Source organism: Guptibacillus spartinae (genome assembly GCF_028610625.1).
Taxonomy (GTDB): Bacteria; Bacillota; Bacilli; order Bacillales; family Guptibacillaceae; genus Guptibacillus; species Guptibacillus spartinae.
This window is the reverse complement of the sequence record NZ_JAQQWU010000009.1, coordinates 149,544-171,601: the sequence shown is the minus strand read 5'-3', so window position 1 is coordinate 171,601 and position 22,058 is coordinate 149,544. Positions and strand designations below refer to the sequence as shown.

Below are 22,058 nucleotides of genomic sequence, written 5' to 3'. Positions count from 1 at the left end.
AACAGGTTTTTCTTACCTATATTGGAGAAACTGTTCGTACCACTGATCCACAAAACCTGGAGCAAATGGCCCTTTACGCTGATGAATCCAGTTCATCAGTTCTTTAACATTTTGTTGTATAATGCGGTCAATGGCTTCGGGATAATTCATTTCTTCGCGGTGTGCTTCATACTCATCTTCATCGAGTAGTTTAAACGTCATATCAGGGTAGATTTTAATATCCAGATCATAATCAATATACTTTAATGCTTCTTCGTCGTACATAAATGGTGTTCCTAAATTACAGTAGTAATAAAGTCCATCCGTTCGAATCATTCCAATGACATTGAACCAGTGATTCGCACTAAAATAGCAAATCGCAGGTTCACGTGTACGCCATTGTCTTCCATCAGCTTCTGTCACGAGAATACGATCGTTTCCCCCGATGATCTCTTTTGAGGTACCCTTAAGTACGATACTTTCTTCCCAAGTACGATGTAGCGTACCGCGATGTTTATAACTTTGAATTTGAATTCTCGTCCCGGTCGTTGGGAAACTCATCTCCTTCTCCTTTCCTAAGAAATTCCGGAAAACGATGAATGCCTTTTACATATAGGCAGACTCACAGTATCCTTTCTTTCTTACCTTTCAATACATGGCTATCATCAAAATCTTACATCTCATCTATATTCTTCTCCATTATAACGCTTAACAAAATAAAATTAAAATAAAAGCGCCACTCAAATTGAATGGCACTCATTTGCTTTTAATAAATGGCTGTATTTTCAAAGGTTGAGATCACATTTTCAATGAGTCGTTCAAACTCTTCTTCTAAAAGCATTAACCGTTCTTTTTTCTCTAACATAATGGTTTTCGTTGTTTCATCAGAAACAGATAGCTTTACCTCTAACTTTTGTATTTCTTCCCTTGTATAAATCATTTGATCAGCAAGCTTGAGCTGTTGTTGAATTAACTCATCAAACTTCGTCATCTAACCTCTCCTTTCAAACTAAAGTATTAAATCCAATGAACGAATAATCTTCAGAAAACAAATTCCATATACATTGAAAAATACCTTTGGAAAGTTCTGTAGAGAAGTAGGTGTTTTTGTCAAAAGCGATATTTTATGACTTCTTGCTAATTAACAGGCAGAATGCATTCAGGTTCTTCGTTTTTTGGTGAATTTACAAGTGTTGAGACTTCATATGCATTCATTTCAGAAGAAGGAAATGGCTTCATGCATTTATTTAATTCTTTTAAATCACTTAGTGAAGCGTCAAGCCAGATTGATTCCGTTTCCTTCGTCAAAATAACAGGCATTCGATTATGTATTTCTGCCATTAACTCATTGGCTTCAGTTGTCAAAATCGTACACGTATAAATCGTGCTGGTATTGTCGTGCCACTTTTCCCATAACCCTGCCATTGCAAACGGCTCACCATTTCTAACTTGAATACGCATAGGAATTTTCCTATCCTTCGTTCGTCTCCATTCGTAAAAGCCGTCGGATAAGATCAGGCACCTCCGTTTTTTTAGTGCATGCTTAAAACTCGCTTTTTGATCAGCTGTTTCACTTCTTGCATTAATTAATTTATTTGAAATCGAAGGATCTTTTGCCCAAAACGGAATCAGCCCCCAACGCAATGTACCCATTCGATTACTCTCCCCCGCTCGGATGACCGTTGGGACCTGTTGCGTTGGTGCAATATTAAACCTCGGCGTATCAATGTCAATACGCGTTTGCTCAATTTGAAATCGTTCAAGTAAAACGTCAAGTTCTGTTGTTAAAGAAAAACGTCCACACATGTAAAGCCTCCTTTCTTATTTGTAAGAAGTTCGGTACTTCTCTTGGAATCCCTATTAGCTTACCCCTATTGAATGAAAAACAGGACTGACTAAGTCAGTCCTGCTCGGGAGATCAATTATTGTTGCTGCTGGTTTTTAGCAGATGCTTGCTGCTTGTTTTGAGCAGACTTCGCGTTACGAGCTTTTACTTGCTGAGCATCCGTTTCGCTTGCAAATTCAGCACCGTATTGTTGCTGACCTGCTTGTCCAGCAGATGCTTGCTGCTTGTTTTGAGCAGACTTCGCATTGCGAGCTTTTACTTCTTGAGCATCCGTTTCACTTGCAAATTCAGCACCGTATTGTTGCTGACCTGCTTTACCAGCAGAAGCTTGTTGATTCTGCTGTTTTACGTGTTGAATACTTGTACCAGATTGAGTTTGTCCTGGTTTCTTTGCCATGGCTTATCACCTCCCACAAACAATAGAATATCCAGATCACCTATTCTTATGTATCCATTAAAAAAATAAAAAAATCTTTCTGAGAAAAACTTCCCTCATACTACACAAGTTCCTGTAACAAAATAAAACAAAAAGGAGGGGAACAATGGATCATCGAGATATGACTGAGCTATCCATGATGTCAAAACAGGAGTGGGCAGACAAAGAACTTTCTTTTTTCCATCACAGCTTGCAACAAGTTGCGCCTTATTTAAACAGTGAGGGCCTTGCCATTCACCGAGAAATTATGAAGGAAATTGAACAGCGTGGAGGCTTGTCTGCCTTTATGCCAGATTAACCTTCACAGACAAAAGCCCTCTGGAATTTCCAGAGGGCTTTTGTTAAATACAAATTAAAAATTTGATTTTGATTGACCGCCATCAACATTAATGGTTGCGCCAACAATCCAGGATGCTTTGTCAGAAGCAAGGAATACCACAGCATTCGCCACTTCCTCAGGTGTACCAAATCTCCCTCCTGGAATTTCTTTTTCTACAAACTCTTCAATTTTCTCCGGGTTATCCTCTAACCGCTTTTGCCAATTCCCAGATGGGTGAAGAATGGCACCTGGAGCAATTCCATTTACACGTACTCCGTCCTTAATTAATTCATCTCCCAACGCTTTAGTGAAACTAATCATGGCCGCTTTTGAGTTATTATAAGTTGGTTTGCCCCCAGATTCACGCCCGAAAATAGAGGAGATATTAATAATTGCCCCGTTGCCCTGCTCCTTCATTTTTTCAGCTGATAGCTGACTAAGGTGGACAGCTGAGTAGAAATTAAGATCCATTGCTTTATGAAACTCAGTAAGGTCCGTTTCCATAATAGCGCCTCCATTGCTTCCACCGGCATTGTTCACGAGAATATCAATTGAACCAAACTCCATGATAAAAGAATCCAATAGCTGCACACGTTTTCTTTCATCTGTTATATCCGCTTCGAATAAAGCAAGGTTTGGACCAATTTCTTCTTTCGCAATCTCAAGAGCCTCACGATTTCTTCCACATATCCCAACCTTTGCCCCTTCCTCATAAAAGGTCTTAGCAATTGATTTGCCAATGCCTTTTGAGCCACCAGTAATTAATACGCGTTTATTCTCTAAATTCAAATTCACGATTATCCCTCACTTTCTAGAATCAATTGTGTGATTTTTTGATGAGCTACTGGAAATGCAAAGTTCTGCAACTCGTTTTTGTCCACCATTTTAAAATGCTTAGAAGCTAATTCACCTTGATAAGATCCTTTATAGACGGTTAACTGCCATTTAAGATGACTGAAAATATGATTAAAGGAAGCTAACTCTTTTTCAACTTCACTATCGATTTCATATTCATCCCTCAAATGCTTTTTAATCTGCTCTTGTTTTAATCCGCCTTCACTTAATTCAACATTAGGAAATTCCCATAAGCTTGCTAGAAGACCTGTTTCGGGTCGCTGCCTAATAAGGAATTTCCCTGTACTATCCTCAAGTGCAACTACCGCAATCGGCACAGGGCGTGGCGCCTTTTTCTTTGATTTAATTGGCAATTCTTCTTGTGAGCCTTCCGCAAAAGCGCGACAATGCTCCTGAACTGGACACAAGAGACAAGAAGGGGAGCGAGGCGTGCATACAATCGCTCCTAATTCCATCATTCCTTGATTAAATGAGGATGGATCATCTTTTGAAATAATTCGGCGGGTTACTTCTTCAAATGTCTTTCGAGCTGAAGGTTTTGCGATATCTTCCCATATCCCAACAACCCTTGATAATACGCGCATTACGTTTCCATCAACCGCTGGTTCCGGAATATCATAAGCAATACTTAAGATAGCACCGGCAGTATATGGACCGACCCCTTTCAAACCTGAAATTTCCCTTGGGTGATTTGGCACGATTCCATTATAAGACTCTGCCACTTCGCGAACAGCGCTCTGTAAATTTCGGGCTCTTGAGTAATATCCAAGCCCTTCCCACGCTTTTAAAACATCCGATTCTTCAGCTTCGGCCAGTGCCTCTATTGAAGGAAAAAGGCGCATAAATCGCTCAAAATATGGGATCACAGTATCAACCCTTGTTTGTTGAAGCATAATTTCAGAAACCCACACACGATACGGATCTTTATTCTCACGCCACGGAAGGATTCGCTGTTCTTTTTTAAACCAAGAAATGAGGTCTTCCTGGAATTTTTGTTCGTCAAATAAATGTAAAAGGTCTGTCACTTTCTCTGTCATGCATCAACTCTCCGATATGATATAGTAAATGGTGTTAAAACAATATTAAAATTCACTTATAAACTTCCTCTATCTTCATCTATCACATATAATAACTCATCATACCTTTTCATTCATCTTTTAACTTTTCACTTTTGTTTTAATTGGGTATAACTAAATAGAGAACGCTAAACTTTATGCGATATAAGGTTGTTAACTTAATCGATCTGCTTCATAAGGAGGATCTTACCCTATGGATACTGGGACACATGTGGTCATGGGACTGGGGATTGGAGCTCTTGCAACATTAGATCCAGCGATTGCACAGGACCCCATTACCGCTCAAAGCGTTCTAATTGGAGCGCTGATCGGATCGCAGGCCCCGGACTTTGATACTGTACTAAAATTAAAAAATAACGCTGTCTATATACGTCATCACAGAGGAATTACTCACTCCATTCCTGCTGTTCTTCTATGGCCAATCATTATTAGTAGCGGTATTATGCTATTCTACCCAGAAACAAACTGGCTTCATCTCTGGTTATGGACATTTTTAGCCGTCTTCATTCATGTGTTTGTCGACATTTTCAACGCTTATGGTACACAAGCCATTCGGCCATTTTCAAACCGTTGGGTCGCCCTCGGGGTAATAAATATTTTTGATCCATTTATTTTCCTCAGTCATATTGCAGGATTAATTCTGTGGTATATTGGTGCGAACCCTGGATATACCTTTTTAACGATATACGGCATTCTCCTCTTCTATTATCTATGGAGGATTTCAGAACAAAGAAAAGTGATTCGTGCTGTTAAGGAGCGTATTCCTGATGCCGTGGAAGTGATTGTCTCTCCTACGATTCGCTGGAGCAGATGGCATATTGCGATTAAATCAGAAACGCAGTTTTATGTTGCTCGTGCTGAAGGTACAACAATACACGTTCAAGATGAGTTTGAACGTGTTCCTGTCCCGAAAACGCCTGTACTCGAATCGGCCAAGGAAGACCCAAATTTAAGTGCCTTCCTTTCTTTTTCACCCGTTTATCGATGGGAAATTGAAGAAAAAGAAGAAGGATACGAAGTACGATTTATTGATTTGCGCTATCGGAATAAAGGCCACTATCCATTTGTGGCCGTTGTACAGATGGAGGATCAGCTAGAGATCACAAGTTCCTATACAGGTTGGGTATACAGTGAAGACACGCTAAGAAAGAAATTAGATCCCGCTGTGGATTAATAATTTCCATATATGAAAACCGGCTGGACCATTGTCCAGCCGGTTTTTTCGTTAATGCTTTATACTTCTATCGTCTCCAAAATAGTCTCTATATTTCGGATTATTCATCATAAAATCATGTAAAACTGGGCCATAATAGTCAATCCACTGTTTCACGATTTTTTCCGTCACATCATGACCTTTATATTCTCTTCCAGCCTTTGCTCTTGATGATTCGAAATCTTCCCATAATAATTCCACCATCGTTCTTGCCTGTCCGTAAGAAAGATGATCGTTTTTCTCAAGAAGGTTATGAGTAAGCCTTTGAAAAAGGTCTTCCATGAGGCATGCTCCTTTCATGTTGTACTTCCAGCTATATTAATCAATACAAAACACACATAACATACGTCACCGTTTCGCATACTAAATGTGTGCCTGCTTCACAAGACGATATTGGAAAGGGGCGCACAAAAATGAGAAACAAAAAAACAGGTTTTCCAGATGCGAAATTTTCTGGTGAACCACGTGCAAAAGAAGAATTTGCTTCAAAGCGAGCTGACGGTTCCATTAACACTCAGCCAAAGGAGCGCATGAGCGCGTCTAATCGTACAGGCAACCGTCAGGGATAATTTCTCATATAGGAGGCAGCAGCTATGGGTAAAAATAACCGAAATCGGCTTCACTCGAACTATGAGGATCCATTCCAATCTCCAACTGCAAATCCAAAACACGCACACAATCAGGTCAATGGACAATCGAAGCAAACGTATAACGATATCGTTCTCCAAGTGCAAACGCGAAAACGATCTTAGAAACGGGAAGAGAGCAGCATTACTGCTGCTCTTTTTCAATGAGCATCGAGATAGGAAATGCTTCAATATTCTCATTTCCCTCACGATATCCCCAGGCAAACGTTCCATTCATATAGTCGATTGTAAATGTCGAACCTGGGTCACCATCTATTTCGTACTTCTCACCCGGAACAAAGTTCTCGGGATTCAATAAATAGGATTTCGCAAGAGCAATTCTGCGTTCATGAACGGCAAATTCATTCACCATCCCCATTTGCTCAGCTCGACGTGCTTTTTCACTAAGAAGTGCAATTTCACTTCGTAATTCCTGCTCATTCATTTCACTGAAACGCTTTTCCATTCTTGACCTCCACTACTCTTTTCTTCCCCCCAAGTATAGTTCATTTTCTACTTCCTGACAAAAATATGCTACGCTTACACCAAGGAGTGATTGATCATGAAAACCATCTTAATCACTGGTGCCGGCTCAGGTCTTGGCTCAGAACTAGCGAAACACTGGGCAAATGAAGGGCACCACATCATAGCAGTAGGTAGAACAAAAAAGAAGCTTGAATCCATTTGCCGCCATATTGAGCAAGAAAACAAAATGTGTACAATTTTTCAATGCGACATCTCCAATCCTGAAGAAGTGTCGTGTCTTGTAAAGAAAATGGTAGATAATCGTTTAGAAATTGATCTTCTTGTTAACAACGCCGGAATCGGTACATTTGGACCATTGGAAAGCCTGATGATCTCAGACATTCATGATGTTATTGATACGAATGTGAAGGGGACAATTTTTACAACGCAGGCCTTTCTCCCGATGTTAAAAGAAAAAAAAGGACGAATCATGAACATCATTTCAACGGCTGGCCTTAAAGGAAAAAATCACGAAACGGTTTATGTTGCTTCAAAATATGCTGTGAGAGGATTTACAGAGAGCCTCTGGAAAGAACTTGAAGGCACAGGGGTTAGTGCCACAGCGGTTTATATGGGAGGAATGAATACCCCTTTCTGGTCTGAATCAGATCATATAGCTGATTCTACAAGGTTGAAATCTGCTTCCGATAAGGCAAAACAAATTATTGAGGAAGATATGGGGCAGAAAGAAATTTTTATTGATAGTTAAGTTCTTCTAGGTACTTATTTATAAGTGGAAAAGGGAATCCTTTGCGATATAAAAATTGCTTCATTTTATGATCGAATTCTCTACGGTCTAACTTACTATATCGACGTTCGGCCTTTTGAGCTTGCATAACGAGGGCTTCCCATTCTTCGTTATCGCCTTTATCTAAGTTGATTTGCTCCATCACTTCTTGAATGATATCTCGGTCAAATCCTTTTGCTCTGAGCTCCTGGTTCACTTTCTGTTTTTGCTCTGTTGCTGAAGATTTCTTCAGCTTTGACGCTTTCTTCTCAGCTAACTTAGTAGCAATCTCAAGCTGCTGTTCATAAGAATATTCTTCAAGTGATTGATCAATCATTGGTTTTGCAACCCCTTTTTGGTTAAGTTCTTGTGCAAGTACAAACGGACCTTTTGCACCCGCATTTATTTTGGTTCTTACAAATGCAATGGCGAACTCTAGATCATTTACATATCCATAGCGTTTAAGCTTTTCAATGATCTTCGGAAATGCTTCTTCAGGCACTTCTTTTTTCAGAAGGTAATCTTTCACTTCTTTTTCTGAGCGCATCCGATAGGATAGATAATTTAAAGCATAGTTCATTCCCTTCTTTACCTGGTCTTCAAACTGAATACCTTCAAGCATTTCATCACTTAATTCTACACCTTTGCGGAGTCCAAAGCTTATCAACACATCTTGATCAACTCCGAATCCGAACTCTTCACCTGATCCTTTATCGATAAATATGGAGAAACGCTCATTATTATTTTTCTGAGTCGTAATTCGTGTAACCTTCACGATGCACTCACCTCCAGATCTATTGTAGCACTTTCTTGAATTAGCTATGAAGTTAGAGCATTTGATTAAAGGAATATGATTACGGGTAAAGAAGTATTAAAGAAATACATCGCGCACGCTTAGGAGGAAAAAAAATGAACATTGCGATCACTGGGGGAACTGGGTTTGTCGGAAGTGCTCTTACGGAGTCATTTGTGAATGATGGGCATTCTGTCTATATCCTAACACGTAATCCTGCAAACAAACCTGTGAAAAAAGGCGTTACATATGTGAAATGGTTGCAGGAAGACGCTGAGCCAGAAAAAGAACTACTAAACATTCATGCTTTTGTTAATTTGGCGGGTGAATCGATCAATAGCGGACGTTGGACAGAAGAACGGAAACAGCGCATTCTAGATAGCCGTATCTCCTCAACGAGAGAGATTATCTCCATCATTAAAAAACTTGATCATAAGCCTCGCGTCCTTGTAAACGCTTCGGCAATTGGCTATTATGGTTCCTCTCTTGATCAATCCTTTACTGAAAATGATACAGAGCCTGGCTCTGACTTTCTTGCTGACGTTTCACGCAAATGGGAAGACGAAGCGATGAAAGCACAAAATCATGGGGTAAGAACTGTTCTTGCCCGCTTCGGCGTTATTCTTGGTGAACAGGGTGCCCTTCCATTAATGGTACTCCCCTACAAATTATTTATGGGAGGAAAACTTGGTGACGGACGTCAATGGTATTCTTGGGTACATATCATGGACGTTGTTGGAATGATTAGATTCGCAGTTGACCATGAATCTGTTCATGGCCCATTAAACGTTACTGCACCAGAACCGAAAAGAATGAATGATTTTGGTAAAACGGTAGGAGAAGTTTTGAATCGACCACACTGGATGCCAGTTCCGGAAGCACCTGTTCAAGCAGCACTCGGAGAAAAAAGTGGCATTGTCTTAAAAGGTCAATGTGTTCTCCCCCAAAAGGCTAAGGAACTTGGCTATCCTTTCCGCTACATTAAATTAAAAGATGCTCTCGAGAACCTGCTGGTTTAAATCAGCAGGTTTTTTATACCTCTCGCATCGATACGAATTGTCGTTAAGAGCGATTAAAACAATTCTTCTCTGTCCACACTCGATTGTATAGCAACCTTCTTAGGGAATGGATATAATATATACAAACTCATAACAGCCAAGTCGATCACTAAAACAATAATAGATAATAGGTGAATAAGATGACAATATTGATTAAACAGGCACGCGTCTACCCCGTTTCCTCGTCGATCCTGCCATGTGCAGATGTTTTAGTAAAGGATGGTCTTATCCACCAAGTCTCCAATTGTATACCTGAAGAACCTGAAATGACAGTTATTGATGGAAAAGGATATCATCTGCTTCCAGGATTTATAGATGCTCATACCCATTTAGGTCTATATGATGAAGGAACAGGATGGGCTGGAAATGATGCAAATGAAACGGTAGAAGCACTAACACCACACGTGAGAGCACTGGATGGTGTGAACCCGCTTGATGTAGGTTTTAAAGACGCCATCGCTTTTGGTGTCACCGCTGTTCAGGTAATGCCAGGTAGCGCCAATATTATTGGAGGCATCACAACCGTTTTGAAAACAAATGGAAAAAATGTAGAGAAGATGATTGTAAGAGAAACGGCTGGACTAAAAATTGCTCTCGGAGAGAACCCAAAGCGTGTACACAGTCATTCAAACAATGATTCCATTACCAGGATGGGAATTATGGGTTTACTACGTGAAGCATTCTACGATGCTAGTCGTTCAAATCAAAAAGAGCATCCACGTATTGCCCCTATTATGGCAGCACTAAATCGAGAAATCCCTGTAAGAATACATGCTCATCGTGCAGATGACATTTTAACTGCCGTTCGCTTTGCCAGGGAATTTAATCTCGATCTTAGAATTGAACATTGTACAGAAGGACATTTGATTGCGGATGAACTGAGCGGACAAAACTTAAAGGTAACTGTTGGCCCATCTATGACAAGACGCTCTAAAATTGAGCTTAAAAATAAAACATGGGCTACTTATGGCATTCTAAATAGTCATGGCATTGAAGTATCGATTACAACTGATCATCCGTACGTTCCGATCCAATACTTAAACATTTGTGCAGCACTTGCGGTTAGAGAAGGATTAAGTGAAGAAAAAGCCATCGAAGGGATTACACTTAATCCTGCAAAGAGTCTTGGCGTTGACCATCGTATTGGTAGTATTGAAGTTGGAAAAGATGCCGATTTAGTACTCTGGTCGAACCATCCTTTTCAATACGATGCTCGCCCTCTTTACACCATGATCAACGGCGAAATCATTCGATAAAGTAACTTGATTTTCCGAGCACAAGACAGCTTACAAAAAGTTTACATTCTGTCGAAAAAATACGCAAAAAACTAGTATCTTTTTTTGAATAAATCGAGTATGATACTTTTGTAATTACAATAAAATGAACTAACAACTTCATATTTGAAAATGGGAAGGCAATTGGTGCGCCACCAGCAATGACTGGTCCTAGTGGGTTCGATTCCCACCCCGAATAATAATTCAACATACTATTATTCGAGGGTGGGGATCCGTCTGCCCTCGACAGGAGGGAAACTCATGATTAAACATCGTGACCTGTCGGAATGTCATATGCTATTTGATTTAATGGTTGACCCAGCTGTCTTCCCATTCGTGCGTCATAAAGCAAATTCATATGAGGAATATTTGTTCTTAACAAAACAGCTAATTGAAGCAGAAGAGCAAGGCGAATTAATCTCCCGGACCATAATCGATGAATGGGGTAATCCAATCGGCACAATCAATTTATACGACATTGAACAGGAAACTGGTTTTCTTGGCACCTGGATTGGCACTCCTTTTCACGGAAAAGGGTATAATCAAATTGCAAAAGAAGCTTTTTTCAATGAATTGTTTTTTGATAAGCAAATTAAAACTATTTTCATGCGAATTAACAAGGACAACATCCGCTCGCAAAAAGCGGCAGAAAAAATCCCTTATGTTGAAAAAGCCGATGAAAAATGGCCTGAAGTTTACCAAAAAATCAACACGGGTGAAAAGTCCTATCATTTATATGAAATCGAACGTGACAATTACCATCTTCATGTCATGCGTGAAGGTTTGGAAACGGTAGAGGTTCAAATGGAAGCATAGGTCCTTAAAGAGGCCTATGCTTCTCTTTATTCTCTTATCCACATGTGCATAGAACTTATTTGGATGGCAATGCTAGTAGCATCTTAAAGAAGAGAGGGATTTTTGTGGATAAGCGGAAAGGTAGAGAAAACAAAGAATCAAAGATGACATTAACTAAAACACAAGATGTGCTTTTTGGAAGGGAATTTAAACGTGCTGATCGGGCTGGTCATAAATAAGCATGAATAATTAAGCGACAAAAAGCCATTATAATGAGTGGAGAGATCTTCTCCAAACCATTTACAGGAGCTGATTAAGATGGCAAAACGTCCAAATTATTCAGAAGGTAAACAGAAACGTCAAGCTAAAAACCCAATTCCATCAGCACAAAACGAAGATGTTGAATTCGCTAGTGAATTCGATGCAGCTGATGCGAAAGCAGCAGAAAGAGCAAAAGCAGCTGACCAGCGTAATAAGAAAAACAAATAACTCAAAAAGGGACCAGATCGGTCCCTTTTTAAGTTCAGAAAAGATATTTAATTCAGAAGTTAACAACACATTATCCACAAGTTGTGAATAGTGTGGACAAAATCGTCCAATCCTCTTCATAGCATGGTTAAGTTATAAACACCTTAACCTGTTGATAAAATAGGTTGTGAATGTGGATAATGTTAATAAAATTGTTAGTAACGCATATAACCTCTAATCATCATGTGTATAAGTCTGTGGAAATTGTTGATGACTAGTATTGCAATCCAGTCGAATCGTAGCTATATCTCGTTGCCGGCTGCTATTTCTTTTTCTTAAAAACAGAAACAACTTCTACATGCGCTGTTTGCGGGAACATATCAACTGGTTGCAATTGCTTTAGCTCATACCCTTTTTTCATTAAGTAGTTAGCATCTTTAGCCAATGTAGATGGATTGCATGAAACGTAAACGATGCGATCAGGTTTTGCTTTCACCATCGTTGCTAACAAGGTATCATCGCAGCCTGTTCTCGGCGGATCCACTACAACAACATTGGGCTTAAACCCTTCTTTAATCCACTTAGGGACAACCTCTTCTGCTTTCCCTACATCATATGTCATTTTTGACTCATAACCATGTGTTCGGGCATTTTTTCTGGCATCTTCAATTGACTCTTTAATCACATCCATTCCTCTAACTTCTTTAGCCTCTTCAGCAAGCCATAAACCAATTGTACCTACGCCACAGTAAGCATCAATGATATTCTCATTCCCCGTAAGCTCTGCAGCTTTTTTCACTTCATCATACAGTTTCACCGTTTGAAGTGGGTTAAGTTGGAAGAAAGCACGAGCTGATAGTTCTAAATTCAAATCCCCCAATGACTCTTGAATCACTTCTTCCCCTTCTAATACAAAAGTTTTTTCTCCAAATATAAGAGAAGTACGTTTTCCATTTACATTTTGGATAACCGATTTCACTTCAGGCAGTCGTTTCTTAATTTCTTTGATCAGCAACTCTTTTCTAGGAATTGCTTCTTCTGAAGTCACCAGCACTAGCTGAATTTCTCCCGTTTCAAACCCAACTCTTGTCACGATTGTACGAATAAGACCATTACGCTTCTTTTCATGATAAATCGAAATGTTCAAATCCTCGAGGATCTTCACAACCTGCCGGGTAACGCGGTTAGTTTCTGGGTGTTGAACCAGACAGTTTGTCAATTCAACAAGTTCATGGGAGCCTGCGCCGTATAAACCGGCAATGACCTTACCCTTTTGCTTTCTAACCTGAAGCTGGCTTTTATTTCGATAGTTCCATGGATCTTCCATCCCAATCACGGGTTTTATAGTCAAATCCTTCTCACCTAATTTGGCATGCCGCTCGAACGATTGAATGACGATATCTCGCTTCTCACGTAATTGAGCCTGATAGCTCATATGTTGAAGCTGACATCCTCCACATTCTTCATAAACAGGACAAGGAGGAGTGACACGATCCTTCGATTTTTTACGAAGACGCTTTACTTTAGCTTCTGCTCTGTTCGGAAAAACTTTTGTCACTTCTGCTGTAATTTCTTCTCCAGGAAGCGCGCCTGGAACAAAGACAACTGTTCTCTTAAAAAATCCAACCCCTTCTCCGTTAATACCTAGCCGTTTAATTGTTAATGGAATCGTTTGACCGTTCGTAAGTCCCGTCCCTTTCACATTTTTGTTCTCCAACACGATCTCTCCTTCTATTTAACCGCTTAAGCTTTCCCATAAATACATGGAAATATAGCTCGAATACGGTGACCAATTCTTTTGATACACCTTCACTTCTTCTTTCGTTGGCTTCGTTGACAGCTGATACCACTTCAGGATGGCATTTTGGATTCCTACATCACCTGCTGGCAAAATATCCTTTCGCCTTAACCCGAAGAGAAGTACACATTCCACCGTCCAGGGTCCAACACCTCTGACCGGAAGCAACTCTTCATACACTTCTTGATTCGTGAGTGTATAAAGTTTTTCCAAATCGAGATCACCTGACACTATTTTTTTAGCAATTCCAATAACGTATTCGGCTTTTCTCTTACTGAATTGTAGCTCTCTCAGTTCTTCCACTTTCAATTTGCTTACTACTTCAGGTTGAGGGTAAAACCACGCGTGATCCATCTCTGTCCCATATCGTGACACAAAGCGATACGTGAGTGTATAAGCAAATTTCATATTCAGCTGCTGATGAATAATATTCTTTATTAAAGCACTATAAACATCAGGTTCGCCAATAAGAGGCATGCCAATATAATTCTCCACTAGTGATGAAATGTTTGTTTTCCTAAACGCAGTGTAAATGCTACACGGCTCCATCTGAAGGTCAAACATTTCACGAATTCGAGTGACAGCTTCTCCTTTGGTATTCTCATCTTTTCCACTTATCTCAAAACACGGTTGTTCATCCGTTCCTATGAATTGAACAGAATAAACACCTTTATGACGTTTAATCCTTAATGGAACTTTCAGGATTTTGTTATCATCATCCACGTACTGAAGCGGATCCATGCTCAACCTTCTGAAAAGTCGATCCACGTCGTACGGTTTTTGAGGAAAAACTTTCTCAGTCCACACAGTACCGCCTCCTTCGTCATGTCCTGTATATTATCGCAAATCCGACACTTGATTACTAGTTACACCGGCCACACGCAAAAGACTGCCATCTCTGGCAGTCTTTCTTAAGGCATAGTCGGGATTTTCTCCTTTAAGACAAGATCGTCAAGGCTTTTAAATGTATAGCCCTCTTTCTTTAGATCTTGGATAACCTTTTCAAGTGCTTCTGCATTATCTTTTGAGACGGTATGCAGAAGCAGGATGGCTCCTGGATGTACCTGTTTCATAATGGAGTCGTAAGCATATTGACCACCCTTTTGCTTATTCGTTTCCCAATCTTTATAAGCAAGTGACCAAAAGATGTTATGATAACCTTCTTCATGGGAAATTGCGAGAGACCGCTCACTGAAAACGCCACGCGGGGGGCGTAAATAGTGCATTGTTTCATCCCCTGTTAAACGTGTATATTCCTCTTTAACTTTTCGTAATTCAGTTCTGATTTTCTCATCTGAAATAGCTGTCATATCAGGGTGACTCCAGGAGTGATTTCCAACAATATGCCCTTCTTCCACCATTCGCTTCACAAGATCAGGTTGATCTTTCAAATAATGCCCCGTTACAAAAAATGTAGCAGGCACCTTTTCTGTTTTTAAAACATCTAAGATCTCATCCGTATAGCCGTTTTCATATCCATTATCAAAAGTCATATAAAGTTCTTTTTGATTAGAATCACCAATAAAGTAGCTGTCATATGGCTTCAGTAATTCTTGAAACTCAGGTTCAGTCGTAGCAGGTGAATGGTTTTTACTCCGTTTAAAATACCAATCATGCGACTGATTGTCCATCGCAAATGCTCCAGTCATCGTTCCAAGAAATAGAGTGAGCGTTAATACCATTATTTTCATCGAATCCCTCCTTCTTTGTCCCCGTATTAGTGTGTGATGTTTAACCTGTTTTCTTTCTTCATTCTTATCGATCGTTTTAGGAAATTATCGCCATCCTAAATCCCCAAAAAATAACCAGCATAAGCTGGTTATTGACGAGTACTGAATTCAAAACTCAAATAATCTTGAACCGGAATCCACGCGCCGATTCCCTGTTGCGTTACATTGCGCACTTCCAGTTTCATCTTGCTGCCCTTTAGCACAAGATATACTTCCCCATAGGTGACTTTTCCTTTTTCATTAACAGCAGGGACATAGCTCGTTAGTGTCCCATAATTCTTTGCACTAACATTATAAACATTTCCTTTTTTTGTATCTTTCCCAATCATTGTTTGAAAAGAGAGAGAGAGCTTTGTTTTCTCTGATGCCTTCATCATCATCATTTTCTTTACATCTTCACTATCAGGAATAGAAGCGGTTAAACCACCGTTAACTTTTTTCTCTTCTTCTTGACGATAAGTCATTTGAACAGGACCACTGCCACCTCGATTATCCACTCGATTTACATTTGCCTGCTTATATTGCCAGTTAACATTCGTTTCAGAAGAATCATAATTCAACGCCCACTTACCTAAGTAGATACTCGCACGATAGCCTATTGCAAGCTTAGAAGGTGAAATCGAAGAATCATTTAATATCTGGATAAGCTCAGGATTCTCAATCTGAACCTCAGCGGAACCGGTTAACTCTTTCGTTAATTCACTCGGCTGTAAAGTCGGTAAATCTTGCGCCGGATTTGGGTAAGTGTTTTCCTTTGAAATATTGACTGTAGAATCCGGAACTTGTAACGCTTGGTTGTTTCCCGCTTTCTTCTCCTCCGCAGCTAGCGTATTTAGTGGCGAGATGACGGTTAAGAGCAGGATGATTAAGACTAATTTCTTCATTTTTATTCTCCTTTGTTCGGAACTGTTCATACAGGATCATTTAGACTCTTATTTGTATTTTTTCTAGAAACCTGTCTTTTATCCAACAAAGTGTGATATTTCAGATCGATCCTTACACAAAAAAATGAACGCTTACGCGTTCATTTTCTCAAAAGTAGGATAGAAAAACTGTACAAGCGGGCCAATTCCAAAGGTAATGGCCAATGTCCCAATTCCGATTGGTCCTCCTAAAACTACCGCCGCAAGTAGGGCAAGGAGTTCGCCAATGGTTTTTGAAGTTCGAATGCTTAGTCCTGTTTTATGATGGATGGCCAGCATTAGTCCATCAATTGGAATAACAGCAAACTTGGCTTGAAGATAGATTGCGATTCCAAGTCCAATGAGAACCATCCCAATTGCAAAAACAGCATAGGATAGAAAGACATCTGTAATCGTCCAATTTGCAAACAAAGTTAATAACCAAAAATCAATAAACAAACCCGTTACAATGATTGTAATAAGAGCAAAGAAATCCGGCCAAGCTCTCATTAGTAATGCATTAACGATAATCAAGATAATCCCAACAATGATGACCCAACTACCAACTGTAAAACCGATTGTTTCCGATAATCCTACGTTAAGAGCATCCCATGCTCCTGCACCTATATCTGATTTAATCGTTAAGGTTATTCCAGCCGTCAACACGAAAAGGCCAATCACATAGAACAAAAAGCGCTTCATTTTCAAATCTGGCATCCTCTCTCTAACTGCATAGACTCTATTGTCCATTGTAACGCAGAAATCGGTAAAAGGACGACCCTTTCCTTTAGCAATTATGCATTATTTTTCGTTTGAATATTCCTTTTTCCATGGTTTGGATTTTCTTCAAATAATTCAATTTCACGCCACTTTCCATAACGATAATAAGCAATGGCGAATAGACTTGAAATAATAAAGCTAACACCTATTCCGTATGCAATTCCTTCTTCTCCTAGCCATCTTGAAAATAGATAAGTGAGCGGTACTCGAAGGATCCAGAACGAAATGATATTAAGGACAAGCACCTGAACCATCGCTCCAGCGGCTTTCACGACGCCGTTTAACACAAAGTTAATGCCAAGAAACGGATAGAAAAAGGCTACCGTTTTTAAGTAACTCTTTCCAAAAGCAATGGTCGCTGGATCGTCAATAAATAGACGAATCATTGATTCCGCAGCGAAAAAGATAATGGCACTTATAGTGAAAGAGACGGAAAGAATTAAGATAATGCCATTTTTGGAGATGGAAGAAACTCTTTCCCATTTCCCAGAACCAATATTCTGTCCAGCCATACTGTTTACTGCTGCTCCAAGAGTAAACGCGGGCAACATGATGATACGATCAAGCCTTTGGGCTGCGCCAAATCCTGCGACAACTTGCGTGCCAAAGCTCGCTACTATTCCCATAATCGCTGTCACTCCGGCAGAAACGGTCATCATTTGCAATCCTGCAGGGATTCCGAGTTTGGAAATCCGCTTAATTTCTTTCCAGTCAGGGAGATGAGGTAAAGTAAATGGAATTTTAGATTTCCATATCGAATAAATAACGCCATATAAAAAGGCTGCCCCTTGAGAAAGGATTGTCGCATATGCTGCCCCTTCAATTCCCCAGTTAAAATAAGAAATAAACAATGGATCTAAAGCGGTATTCAAAAGAACAGCAAACAACACAAAGCGAATCGGTGTTTTACTATCTCCAAGCGCTCTTAAAACCGTTCCGATAAAGTTATAACCAAACAAAAAAAGAATACCCAGGAAATTAATTCGCAAATACGCTTTCGTGCTTTCAAAAATTTCATCTGGTGTTCCTAAAAATGTTAGGATCTGATCCGTGAATAGAAAACCGATGATACCAAAGAAGACGGACAGCATTGTTAAAACGACAACAAATGCATTTAACGATTCAATTAGACCGTTCTGATCGGATGCTCCCTTCTGCTGAGACAATACTGTTAACGTTGCACTGTTTACACCTATGATGAAGGATAGAACTGTAAATATGACCGGAGCGGCAATTGAAATCGCTCCAAGCGCATTGGCACCAAGTAAATTTCCTACCCAGATACTATCAATGAACTGATAAGACGTTTGCAATAAGTTCGTTAGGAAGATAGGGAACGAAAAAAAGACCATTTGCTTCGCAATATTTCCCTGAGTAAAATCATATGTTTTGTTCATTTAATTACCTTCTTACCTGTCAATTTAAAATCTCACTATGGTATACCCCTAGTATTGGTTTAAAAAACGATGGAATGCGCTAGAATCGTTTGAAAGAAATAATGGCATATTCAGGCGTTTTAGAATTTGAAAATAGAGGAAGATTAAGACTAGCGTTAAATTCGAAAGGAGAATTTGTAATGGCAATGTCTCAAACTGAACTTAAAAATAAGGTTTTAAGCATTTTCGATTCTCACTATGTTGGTACATTAAGCACAGTGAAGGATAATAAACCTCACTCTCGTTTTATGACTTTCTTCCATGATGAGCTTACGCTAATGACACCAACTAGTAAGGAAACGCACAAAGTGGAAGATATTGAGCAAAATAAAAATGTTCATGTGCTTCTTGGTTATGATGGAGAAGGTTGGCATGATCGTTTCGTAGAAGTACAGGGTCAGGTTACAATCGACGATTCTAAAGAAACAAAGGAAAAGCTATGGGGAGACCAACTAAAGCGCTGGTTTGATTCTCCTGAAGATCCGAACTACATCGTTCTTAGAATCAAACCGGATACAATCCGCCTTATGAACGAAGGAGAAAATACTCCAGAAACGCTAGAACTATAGAGGGGAAAGTTAATAAAACGAAAGAAGGGACGCCTACGGCGCCCCTTCTTTCGTTTCTTATTTAGTTACAACTTCAAAAGATTCTTCCAAGTCTATACTGCCAATAACGGATTGGGCCATAGAGCAGTGTTTTTTCGTTAATTCAAGCGCTCTTTCTACTTTCTTTTCATCTAGGTCACCGTAAAGCGTAAAGTGAAGATGAATTTTTTCAACACGGTTTGCTTCTTCTTGATTACGTGTAACGTCGGCATTTATTTTAATATCCTCATAGTTCATTCGCTTTTTATCAAGAATCTGTCGAAGCACACCACCACTACAAACTGCTACAGACGAAACAAGGAGCTGGTAAGGGCGAAAGCCAAACTGTTCATCTCCAGATATATGAAGTGTTCCATAATCAAAATCAGCAGTAAAACCTGTTTCTTCTTTTTTCATGTTAAATTCCAACATGCTCACTCCTCGTAAGTAGACGTTGCTCTTATTTTAAATCAGGAAAGAGAAAATTGCGAACGGTAGCCCTTTTCTTGCCATTCTATTATAATGGCACTGATAAGAATTTCCTTTTTTGGCCAGATGGAGTGTGAACAATTTGTTTGAATCAAAACGCTATCGTTTCCTTATTCTTATATCAATTGTCTTTATTTCAGGCTATTCTCAAGGGATGTTACTACCCCTATTATCCATCCTTTTAGAGGAAGCTGGGGTTTCGTCAAGTATGAATGGGTTAAATGCTTCTGCTCTCTATATTGGTATATTGTTTGCCTCTCCATTTATCGAGAAACCCGTTCGAAAATACGGATACAAACCGGCCATTGCCGTCGGACTTTTCCTTGTAATGGTTTCCATTATGTTAATTCCAATCTGGCAGGCATTCTGGTTCTGGTTTATTTTAAGGGTAATTGTCGGAATAGGGGATAACCTTCTTCACTTTGCAACTCAGCTCTGGATTACAACGACAACTCCTAAAGAAAAACGGGGGCGGAACATTGCCATTTATGGATCTGCTTTTGGGCTTGGATTTGCTGCTGGACCACTCTCGACCATTCTCGTTGAGTATTCTTTGTTTCTTCCGTTCTTCCTAGCTTCCGGGATCGCCTGTGTTACCTGGTTATTGCTCTCAAAAATTAAAAATGAGTTTCCAGATCCATTAGCGCACGGTTCTGAGCGAGTGCTCTCAAAATATGCTCACGTTTTAAAAATTGGTTGGGTCGCCCTCTTGCCTTCTTTTGGTTACGGCTTCCTCGAAGCATCTCTTCACGGTAATTTTCCAGTTTATGCGCTTCGAGCAGGACTAGATGTCAAAGCCGTTTCAATTCTGCTTCCTGCGTTTGTCGTAGGCAGCCTTATTTTTCAGATGCCACTTGGAATCATGAGTGATAAGTTCGGTCGTAAAAACGTTTTACTTATTAGTATCCTAATTGGATGGGGTTGTTTTTCAGGAGCCATCTTCACAACATCTATCCCATTACTTTTCACTCTGTTTTTCCTAGCTGGCATGATGGTTGGATCGCTTTTTTCCTTAAGTATCACCTACTTAGCAGACCTACTTCCAAATAGCCTACTACCGACAGGAAACATTCTAGCTGGCATTTTCTTTGGAATTGGCAGTATACTCGGTCCCTATCTTGGCGGCGTCTTTATTGATTGGTTTGCAGAAGGAAGTATTTTTTATGCGATTAGCGGAATGTTGCTAACCTTATTCATAGCAACCGCTGTTCATAAAAACCCTCAACCCATTAGAGAATATTCTACTTTATGAGTAAAGAAACGTTTTATAGCCATTTTAATACTATATAGAATGAACCCTTTTCATTGACTTATGATGGATATGTACTATAATGATAACTGTGATTATCTGATAATGATTATAATTAATTCCGATTAAAGGAGTCGATACTAAATGAAACTACGCGAAGAAATGCCCGAATTAGAAGGTGCGAAAGAATGGTTTAACGGTGAAGTAAAGAAGAGTGATCTCGTTGGCAATAAACCACTTACACTTATTCATTTCTGGTCAATTAGCTGCGGCTTATGCAAAGAAGCGATGCCAATGGTAAATGAATTTCGGGACGAGTATAGTGAGGACATGAACGTTGTCGCTGTCCACATGCCGCGTTCTGAAAAAGATCTAGATCTTGACGAAATTAAGAAGGTGGCGGATGAGCATGATATTAGCCAACCAATCTTTGTCGATAGCGATCACAAACTAACTGATGCGTTTGATAATCAGTACGTTCCTGCCTACTATGTATTTGATTCAGAAGGTAAGCTACGCCATTTCCAGGCTGGTGGAGAAGGACGTAAAATGCTCACGAAACGAATCACAAAACTTCTCGATAAAGCAAAAAAAGAAGATTAAAGTAAGAAAGAGGCAGCTTTCGCTGCCTCTTTTATTTTCTCATTTTTATTTTTCGATAAGTACCAAGTACGATTCGAAAAGCGCCATATCCTACCATTGCTCCAAGGGCATTTAGTAGAATATCGTCTATATCAAAAATACGGTGAGCGACAAAATACTGAAGCAATTCAATAACAGTACTTGTTGAAAAACCAATGAGACCAACGATAAGTACTGATCCAGCCTTTTTACTCACACATGGCATCAAAAAACCAAGCGGCATAAACAATAAAATATTCCCTATAATATTCTTTAAGATTAGCCAATAGCTTCCGCTTTCCCACATCAGCTTAATACTATCAAATAGGACAAGATTAACTGACTTCCCATACGGATAGTAATTGTAAATAAACAATGTCGCATAGAAAAGCGCAAGTAAGTAGATACCTAACGCAAAGGAGCCACCCCTCCTCACCCACTTTTGTGTTGACGCACCTTCATTCTGAGTCTGCATA

The 22,058-nt window shown here is 39.7% G+C and carries 30 protein-coding genes; 13 read left to right on the top strand and 17 right to left on the bottom strand.

Going from position 1 to position 22,058, the window contains the following annotated elements:
- Positions 1-12 precede the first annotated feature (12 nt).
- The 4 genes from ntdP to PQ511_RS16030 form a co-directional block, all read right to left on the bottom strand.
- Entirely contained in the window at positions 13-540 is a 528-nt protein-coding gene (ntdP, locus tag PQ511_RS16045; RefSeq protein ID WP_273852914.1) for a nucleoside tri-diphosphate phosphatase, read from the bottom strand.
- Between the two features lie 205 nt (positions 541-745).
- Positions 746-970 (bottom strand): hypothetical protein, encoded by a 225-nt coding sequence (locus tag PQ511_RS16040; RefSeq protein WP_273852913.1) that lies wholly within the window; start codon positions 968-970, stop codon positions 746-748.
- A gap of 146 nt (positions 971-1,116) precedes the next feature.
- Entirely contained in the window at positions 1,117-1,785 is a 669-nt protein-coding gene (locus PQ511_RS16035) for an SOS response-associated peptidase (protein ID WP_273852911.1), read from the bottom strand.
- A 116-nt stretch (positions 1,786-1,901) separates the two neighbouring features.
- On the bottom strand, positions 1,902-2,222 hold the full coding sequence (locus tag PQ511_RS16030; RefSeq protein ID WP_273852910.1) for a gamma-type small acid-soluble spore protein: 321 nt from the start codon (positions 2,220-2,222) through the stop codon (positions 1,902-1,904).
- A 145-nt stretch (positions 2,223-2,367) separates the two neighbouring features.
- Here PQ511_RS16030 and PQ511_RS16025 point away from each other — a divergent pair, with 145 nt between their 5' ends.
- On the top strand, positions 2,368-2,559 hold the full coding sequence (locus PQ511_RS16025) for a hypothetical protein (RefSeq protein WP_273852909.1): 192 nt from the start codon (positions 2,368-2,370) through the stop codon (positions 2,557-2,559).
- A 54-nt stretch (positions 2,560-2,613) separates the two neighbouring features.
- Here PQ511_RS16025 and PQ511_RS16020 read toward each other — a convergent pair whose 3' ends face one another.
- Together PQ511_RS16020 and mutY are read right to left on the bottom strand one after the other, a co-directional pair.
- Positions 2,614-3,375 (bottom strand): SDR family NAD(P)-dependent oxidoreductase, encoded by a 762-nt coding sequence (locus PQ511_RS16020; protein ID WP_273852908.1) that lies wholly within the window; start codon positions 3,373-3,375, stop codon positions 2,614-2,616.
- A gap of 2 nt (positions 3,376-3,377) precedes the next feature.
- Positions 3,378-4,472, bottom strand: coding sequence for an A/G-specific adenine glycosylase (gene mutY / locus PQ511_RS16015; RefSeq protein ID WP_273852907.1), 1,095 nt, complete (start codon positions 4,470-4,472; stop codon positions 3,378-3,380).
- A 232-nt stretch (positions 4,473-4,704) separates the two neighbouring features.
- On the opposite strand from mutY, the gene PQ511_RS16010 reads away from it, so the two are divergent.
- Entirely contained in the window at positions 4,705-5,685 is a 981-nt protein-coding gene (locus PQ511_RS16010; RefSeq protein WP_273852906.1) for a metal-dependent hydrolase, read from the top strand.
- A 51-nt stretch (positions 5,686-5,736) separates the two neighbouring features.
- Here PQ511_RS16010 and PQ511_RS16005 read toward each other — a convergent pair whose 3' ends face one another.
- On the bottom strand, positions 5,737-6,006 hold the full coding sequence (locus PQ511_RS16005; protein WP_273852905.1) for a YfhJ family protein: 270 nt from the start codon (positions 6,004-6,006) through the stop codon (positions 5,737-5,739).
- Between the two features lie 131 nt (positions 6,007-6,137).
- Between PQ511_RS16005 and sspK the strand changes: the two genes are divergently transcribed.
- Positions 6,138-6,293: a small, acid-soluble spore protein K gene (sspK, locus tag PQ511_RS16000; protein ID WP_273852904.1), complete on the top strand. Its 156-nt coding sequence runs from the start codon at positions 6,138-6,140 to the stop codon at positions 6,291-6,293.
- A 24-nt stretch (positions 6,294-6,317) separates the two neighbouring features.
- The gene (locus PQ511_RS15995; RefSeq protein WP_273852903.1) at positions 6,318-6,476 is read left to right on the top strand and encodes a YpzG family protein; all 159 of its coding nucleotides are present in this window, start codon (positions 6,318-6,320) and stop codon (positions 6,474-6,476) included.
- A 19-nt stretch (positions 6,477-6,495) separates the two neighbouring features.
- Here PQ511_RS15995 and PQ511_RS15990 read toward each other — a convergent pair whose 3' ends face one another.
- Positions 6,496-6,816 (bottom strand): YfhH family protein, encoded by a 321-nt coding sequence (locus PQ511_RS15990; RefSeq protein ID WP_273852902.1) that lies wholly within the window; start codon positions 6,814-6,816, stop codon positions 6,496-6,498.
- Between the two features lie 96 nt (positions 6,817-6,912).
- Here PQ511_RS15990 and PQ511_RS15985 point away from each other — a divergent pair, with 96 nt between their 5' ends.
- Positions 6,913-7,584, top strand: coding sequence for an SDR family NAD(P)-dependent oxidoreductase (locus PQ511_RS15985; RefSeq protein ID WP_273852901.1), 672 nt, complete (start codon positions 6,913-6,915; stop codon positions 7,582-7,584).
- On the opposite strand, the gene recX is transcribed toward PQ511_RS15985, so the two are convergent.
- The gene (gene recX, locus PQ511_RS15980; RefSeq protein WP_273852899.1) at positions 7,571-8,377 is read right to left on the bottom strand and encodes a recombination regulator RecX; all 807 of its coding nucleotides are present in this window, start codon (positions 8,375-8,377) and stop codon (positions 7,571-7,573) included. The genes PQ511_RS15985 and recX overlap by 14 nt on opposite strands.
- 134 nt (positions 8,378-8,511) lie before the next feature.
- Here recX and PQ511_RS15975 point away from each other — a divergent pair, with 134 nt between their 5' ends.
- From PQ511_RS15975 to PQ511_RS15955, 5 genes are all read left to right on the top strand, one after another.
- The gene (locus PQ511_RS15975; RefSeq protein ID WP_273852898.1) at positions 8,512-9,414 is read left to right on the top strand and encodes a TIGR01777 family oxidoreductase; all 903 of its coding nucleotides are present in this window, start codon (positions 8,512-8,514) and stop codon (positions 9,412-9,414) included.
- Between the two features lie 179 nt (positions 9,415-9,593).
- Positions 9,594-10,709 (top strand): amidohydrolase, encoded by a 1,116-nt coding sequence (locus PQ511_RS15970; protein ID WP_273852897.1) that lies wholly within the window; start codon positions 9,594-9,596, stop codon positions 10,707-10,709.
- 279 nt (positions 10,710-10,988) lie between these two features.
- Entirely contained in the window at positions 10,989-11,543 is a 555-nt protein-coding gene (locus tag PQ511_RS15965; RefSeq protein WP_273852896.1) for a GNAT family N-acetyltransferase, read from the top strand.
- A gap of 104 nt (positions 11,544-11,647) precedes the next feature.
- Positions 11,648-11,761 (top strand): YfhE family protein, encoded by a 114-nt coding sequence (locus PQ511_RS15960; RefSeq protein ID WP_226659751.1) that lies wholly within the window; start codon positions 11,648-11,650, stop codon positions 11,759-11,761.
- A 79-nt stretch (positions 11,762-11,840) separates the two neighbouring features.
- Positions 11,841-12,011 (top strand): YfhD family protein, encoded by a 171-nt coding sequence (locus PQ511_RS15955; protein ID WP_226659753.1) that lies wholly within the window; start codon positions 11,841-11,843, stop codon positions 12,009-12,011.
- Between the two features lie 301 nt (positions 12,012-12,312).
- On the opposite strand, the gene rlmD is transcribed toward PQ511_RS15955, so the two are convergent.
- The 6 genes from rlmD to PQ511_RS15925 all read right to left on the bottom strand — a co-directional run bounded on the left by rlmD (position 12,313) and on the right by PQ511_RS15925 (position 18,597).
- A complete protein-coding gene (rlmD, locus tag PQ511_RS15950) occupies positions 12,313-13,710 on the bottom strand; it encodes a 23S rRNA (uracil(1939)-C(5))-methyltransferase RlmD (protein ID WP_420541721.1) in 1,398 nt (465 codons plus the stop codon).
- Positions 13,711-13,725: 15 nt separating this feature from the next.
- Positions 13,726-14,595: a DNA-3-methyladenine glycosylase family protein gene (locus PQ511_RS15945; protein WP_273852894.1), complete on the bottom strand. Its 870-nt coding sequence runs from the start codon at positions 14,593-14,595 to the stop codon at positions 13,726-13,728.
- 104 nt (positions 14,596-14,699) lie between these two features.
- Positions 14,700-15,479 carry a delta-lactam-biosynthetic de-N-acetylase gene (pdaA, locus tag PQ511_RS15940; protein WP_420541720.1) on the bottom strand — a complete coding sequence of 260 codons (780 nt, stop codon included), beginning with the start codon at positions 15,477-15,479 and terminating at the stop codon, positions 14,700-14,702.
- Between the two features lie 128 nt (positions 15,480-15,607).
- The gene (locus PQ511_RS15935; RefSeq protein ID WP_273852893.1) at positions 15,608-16,402 is read right to left on the bottom strand and encodes a YfkD famly protein; all 795 of its coding nucleotides are present in this window, start codon (positions 16,400-16,402) and stop codon (positions 15,608-15,610) included.
- 132 nt (positions 16,403-16,534) lie between these two features.
- Positions 16,535-17,122, bottom strand: a complete 588-nt coding sequence (locus tag PQ511_RS15930; RefSeq protein WP_273852940.1) for a YczE/YyaS/YitT family protein — start codon at positions 17,120-17,122, stop codon at positions 16,535-16,537.
- 92 nt (positions 17,123-17,214) lie between these two features.
- Complete coding sequence (locus PQ511_RS15925; RefSeq protein WP_273852892.1) at positions 17,215-18,597, bottom strand: MATE family efflux transporter; 1,383 nt, start codon at positions 18,595-18,597, stop codon at positions 17,215-17,217.
- A gap of 185 nt (positions 18,598-18,782) precedes the next feature.
- Here PQ511_RS15925 and PQ511_RS15920 point away from each other — a divergent pair, with 185 nt between their 5' ends.
- Entirely contained in the window at positions 18,783-19,205 is a 423-nt protein-coding gene (locus tag PQ511_RS15920) for a pyridoxamine 5'-phosphate oxidase family protein (RefSeq protein WP_273852939.1), read from the top strand.
- A 57-nt stretch (positions 19,206-19,262) separates the two neighbouring features.
- On the opposite strand, the gene PQ511_RS15915 is transcribed toward PQ511_RS15920, so the two are convergent.
- Positions 19,263-19,652 carry an OsmC family protein gene (locus PQ511_RS15915; protein ID WP_273852891.1) on the bottom strand — a complete coding sequence of 130 codons (390 nt, stop codon included), beginning with the start codon at positions 19,650-19,652 and terminating at the stop codon, positions 19,263-19,265.
- Between the two features lie 142 nt (positions 19,653-19,794).
- On the opposite strand from PQ511_RS15915, the gene PQ511_RS15910 reads away from it, so the two are divergent.
- Positions 19,795-20,964 (top strand): MFS transporter, encoded by a 1,170-nt coding sequence (locus PQ511_RS15910; protein WP_273852890.1) that lies wholly within the window; start codon positions 19,795-19,797, stop codon positions 20,962-20,964.
- 141 nt (positions 20,965-21,105) lie between these two features.
- Positions 21,106-21,564, top strand: a complete 459-nt coding sequence (locus PQ511_RS15905) for a TlpA disulfide reductase family protein (RefSeq protein ID WP_224598958.1) — start codon at positions 21,106-21,108, stop codon at positions 21,562-21,564.
- 31 nt (positions 21,565-21,595) lie between these two features.
- Here the strand turns inward: PQ511_RS15905 and PQ511_RS15900 are convergent, their stop codons facing one another.
- Positions 21,596-22,057: a VanZ family protein gene (locus PQ511_RS15900; RefSeq protein WP_273852889.1), complete on the bottom strand. Its 462-nt coding sequence runs from the start codon at positions 22,055-22,057 to the stop codon at positions 21,596-21,598.
- Position 22,058: the final 1 nt, after the last annotated feature.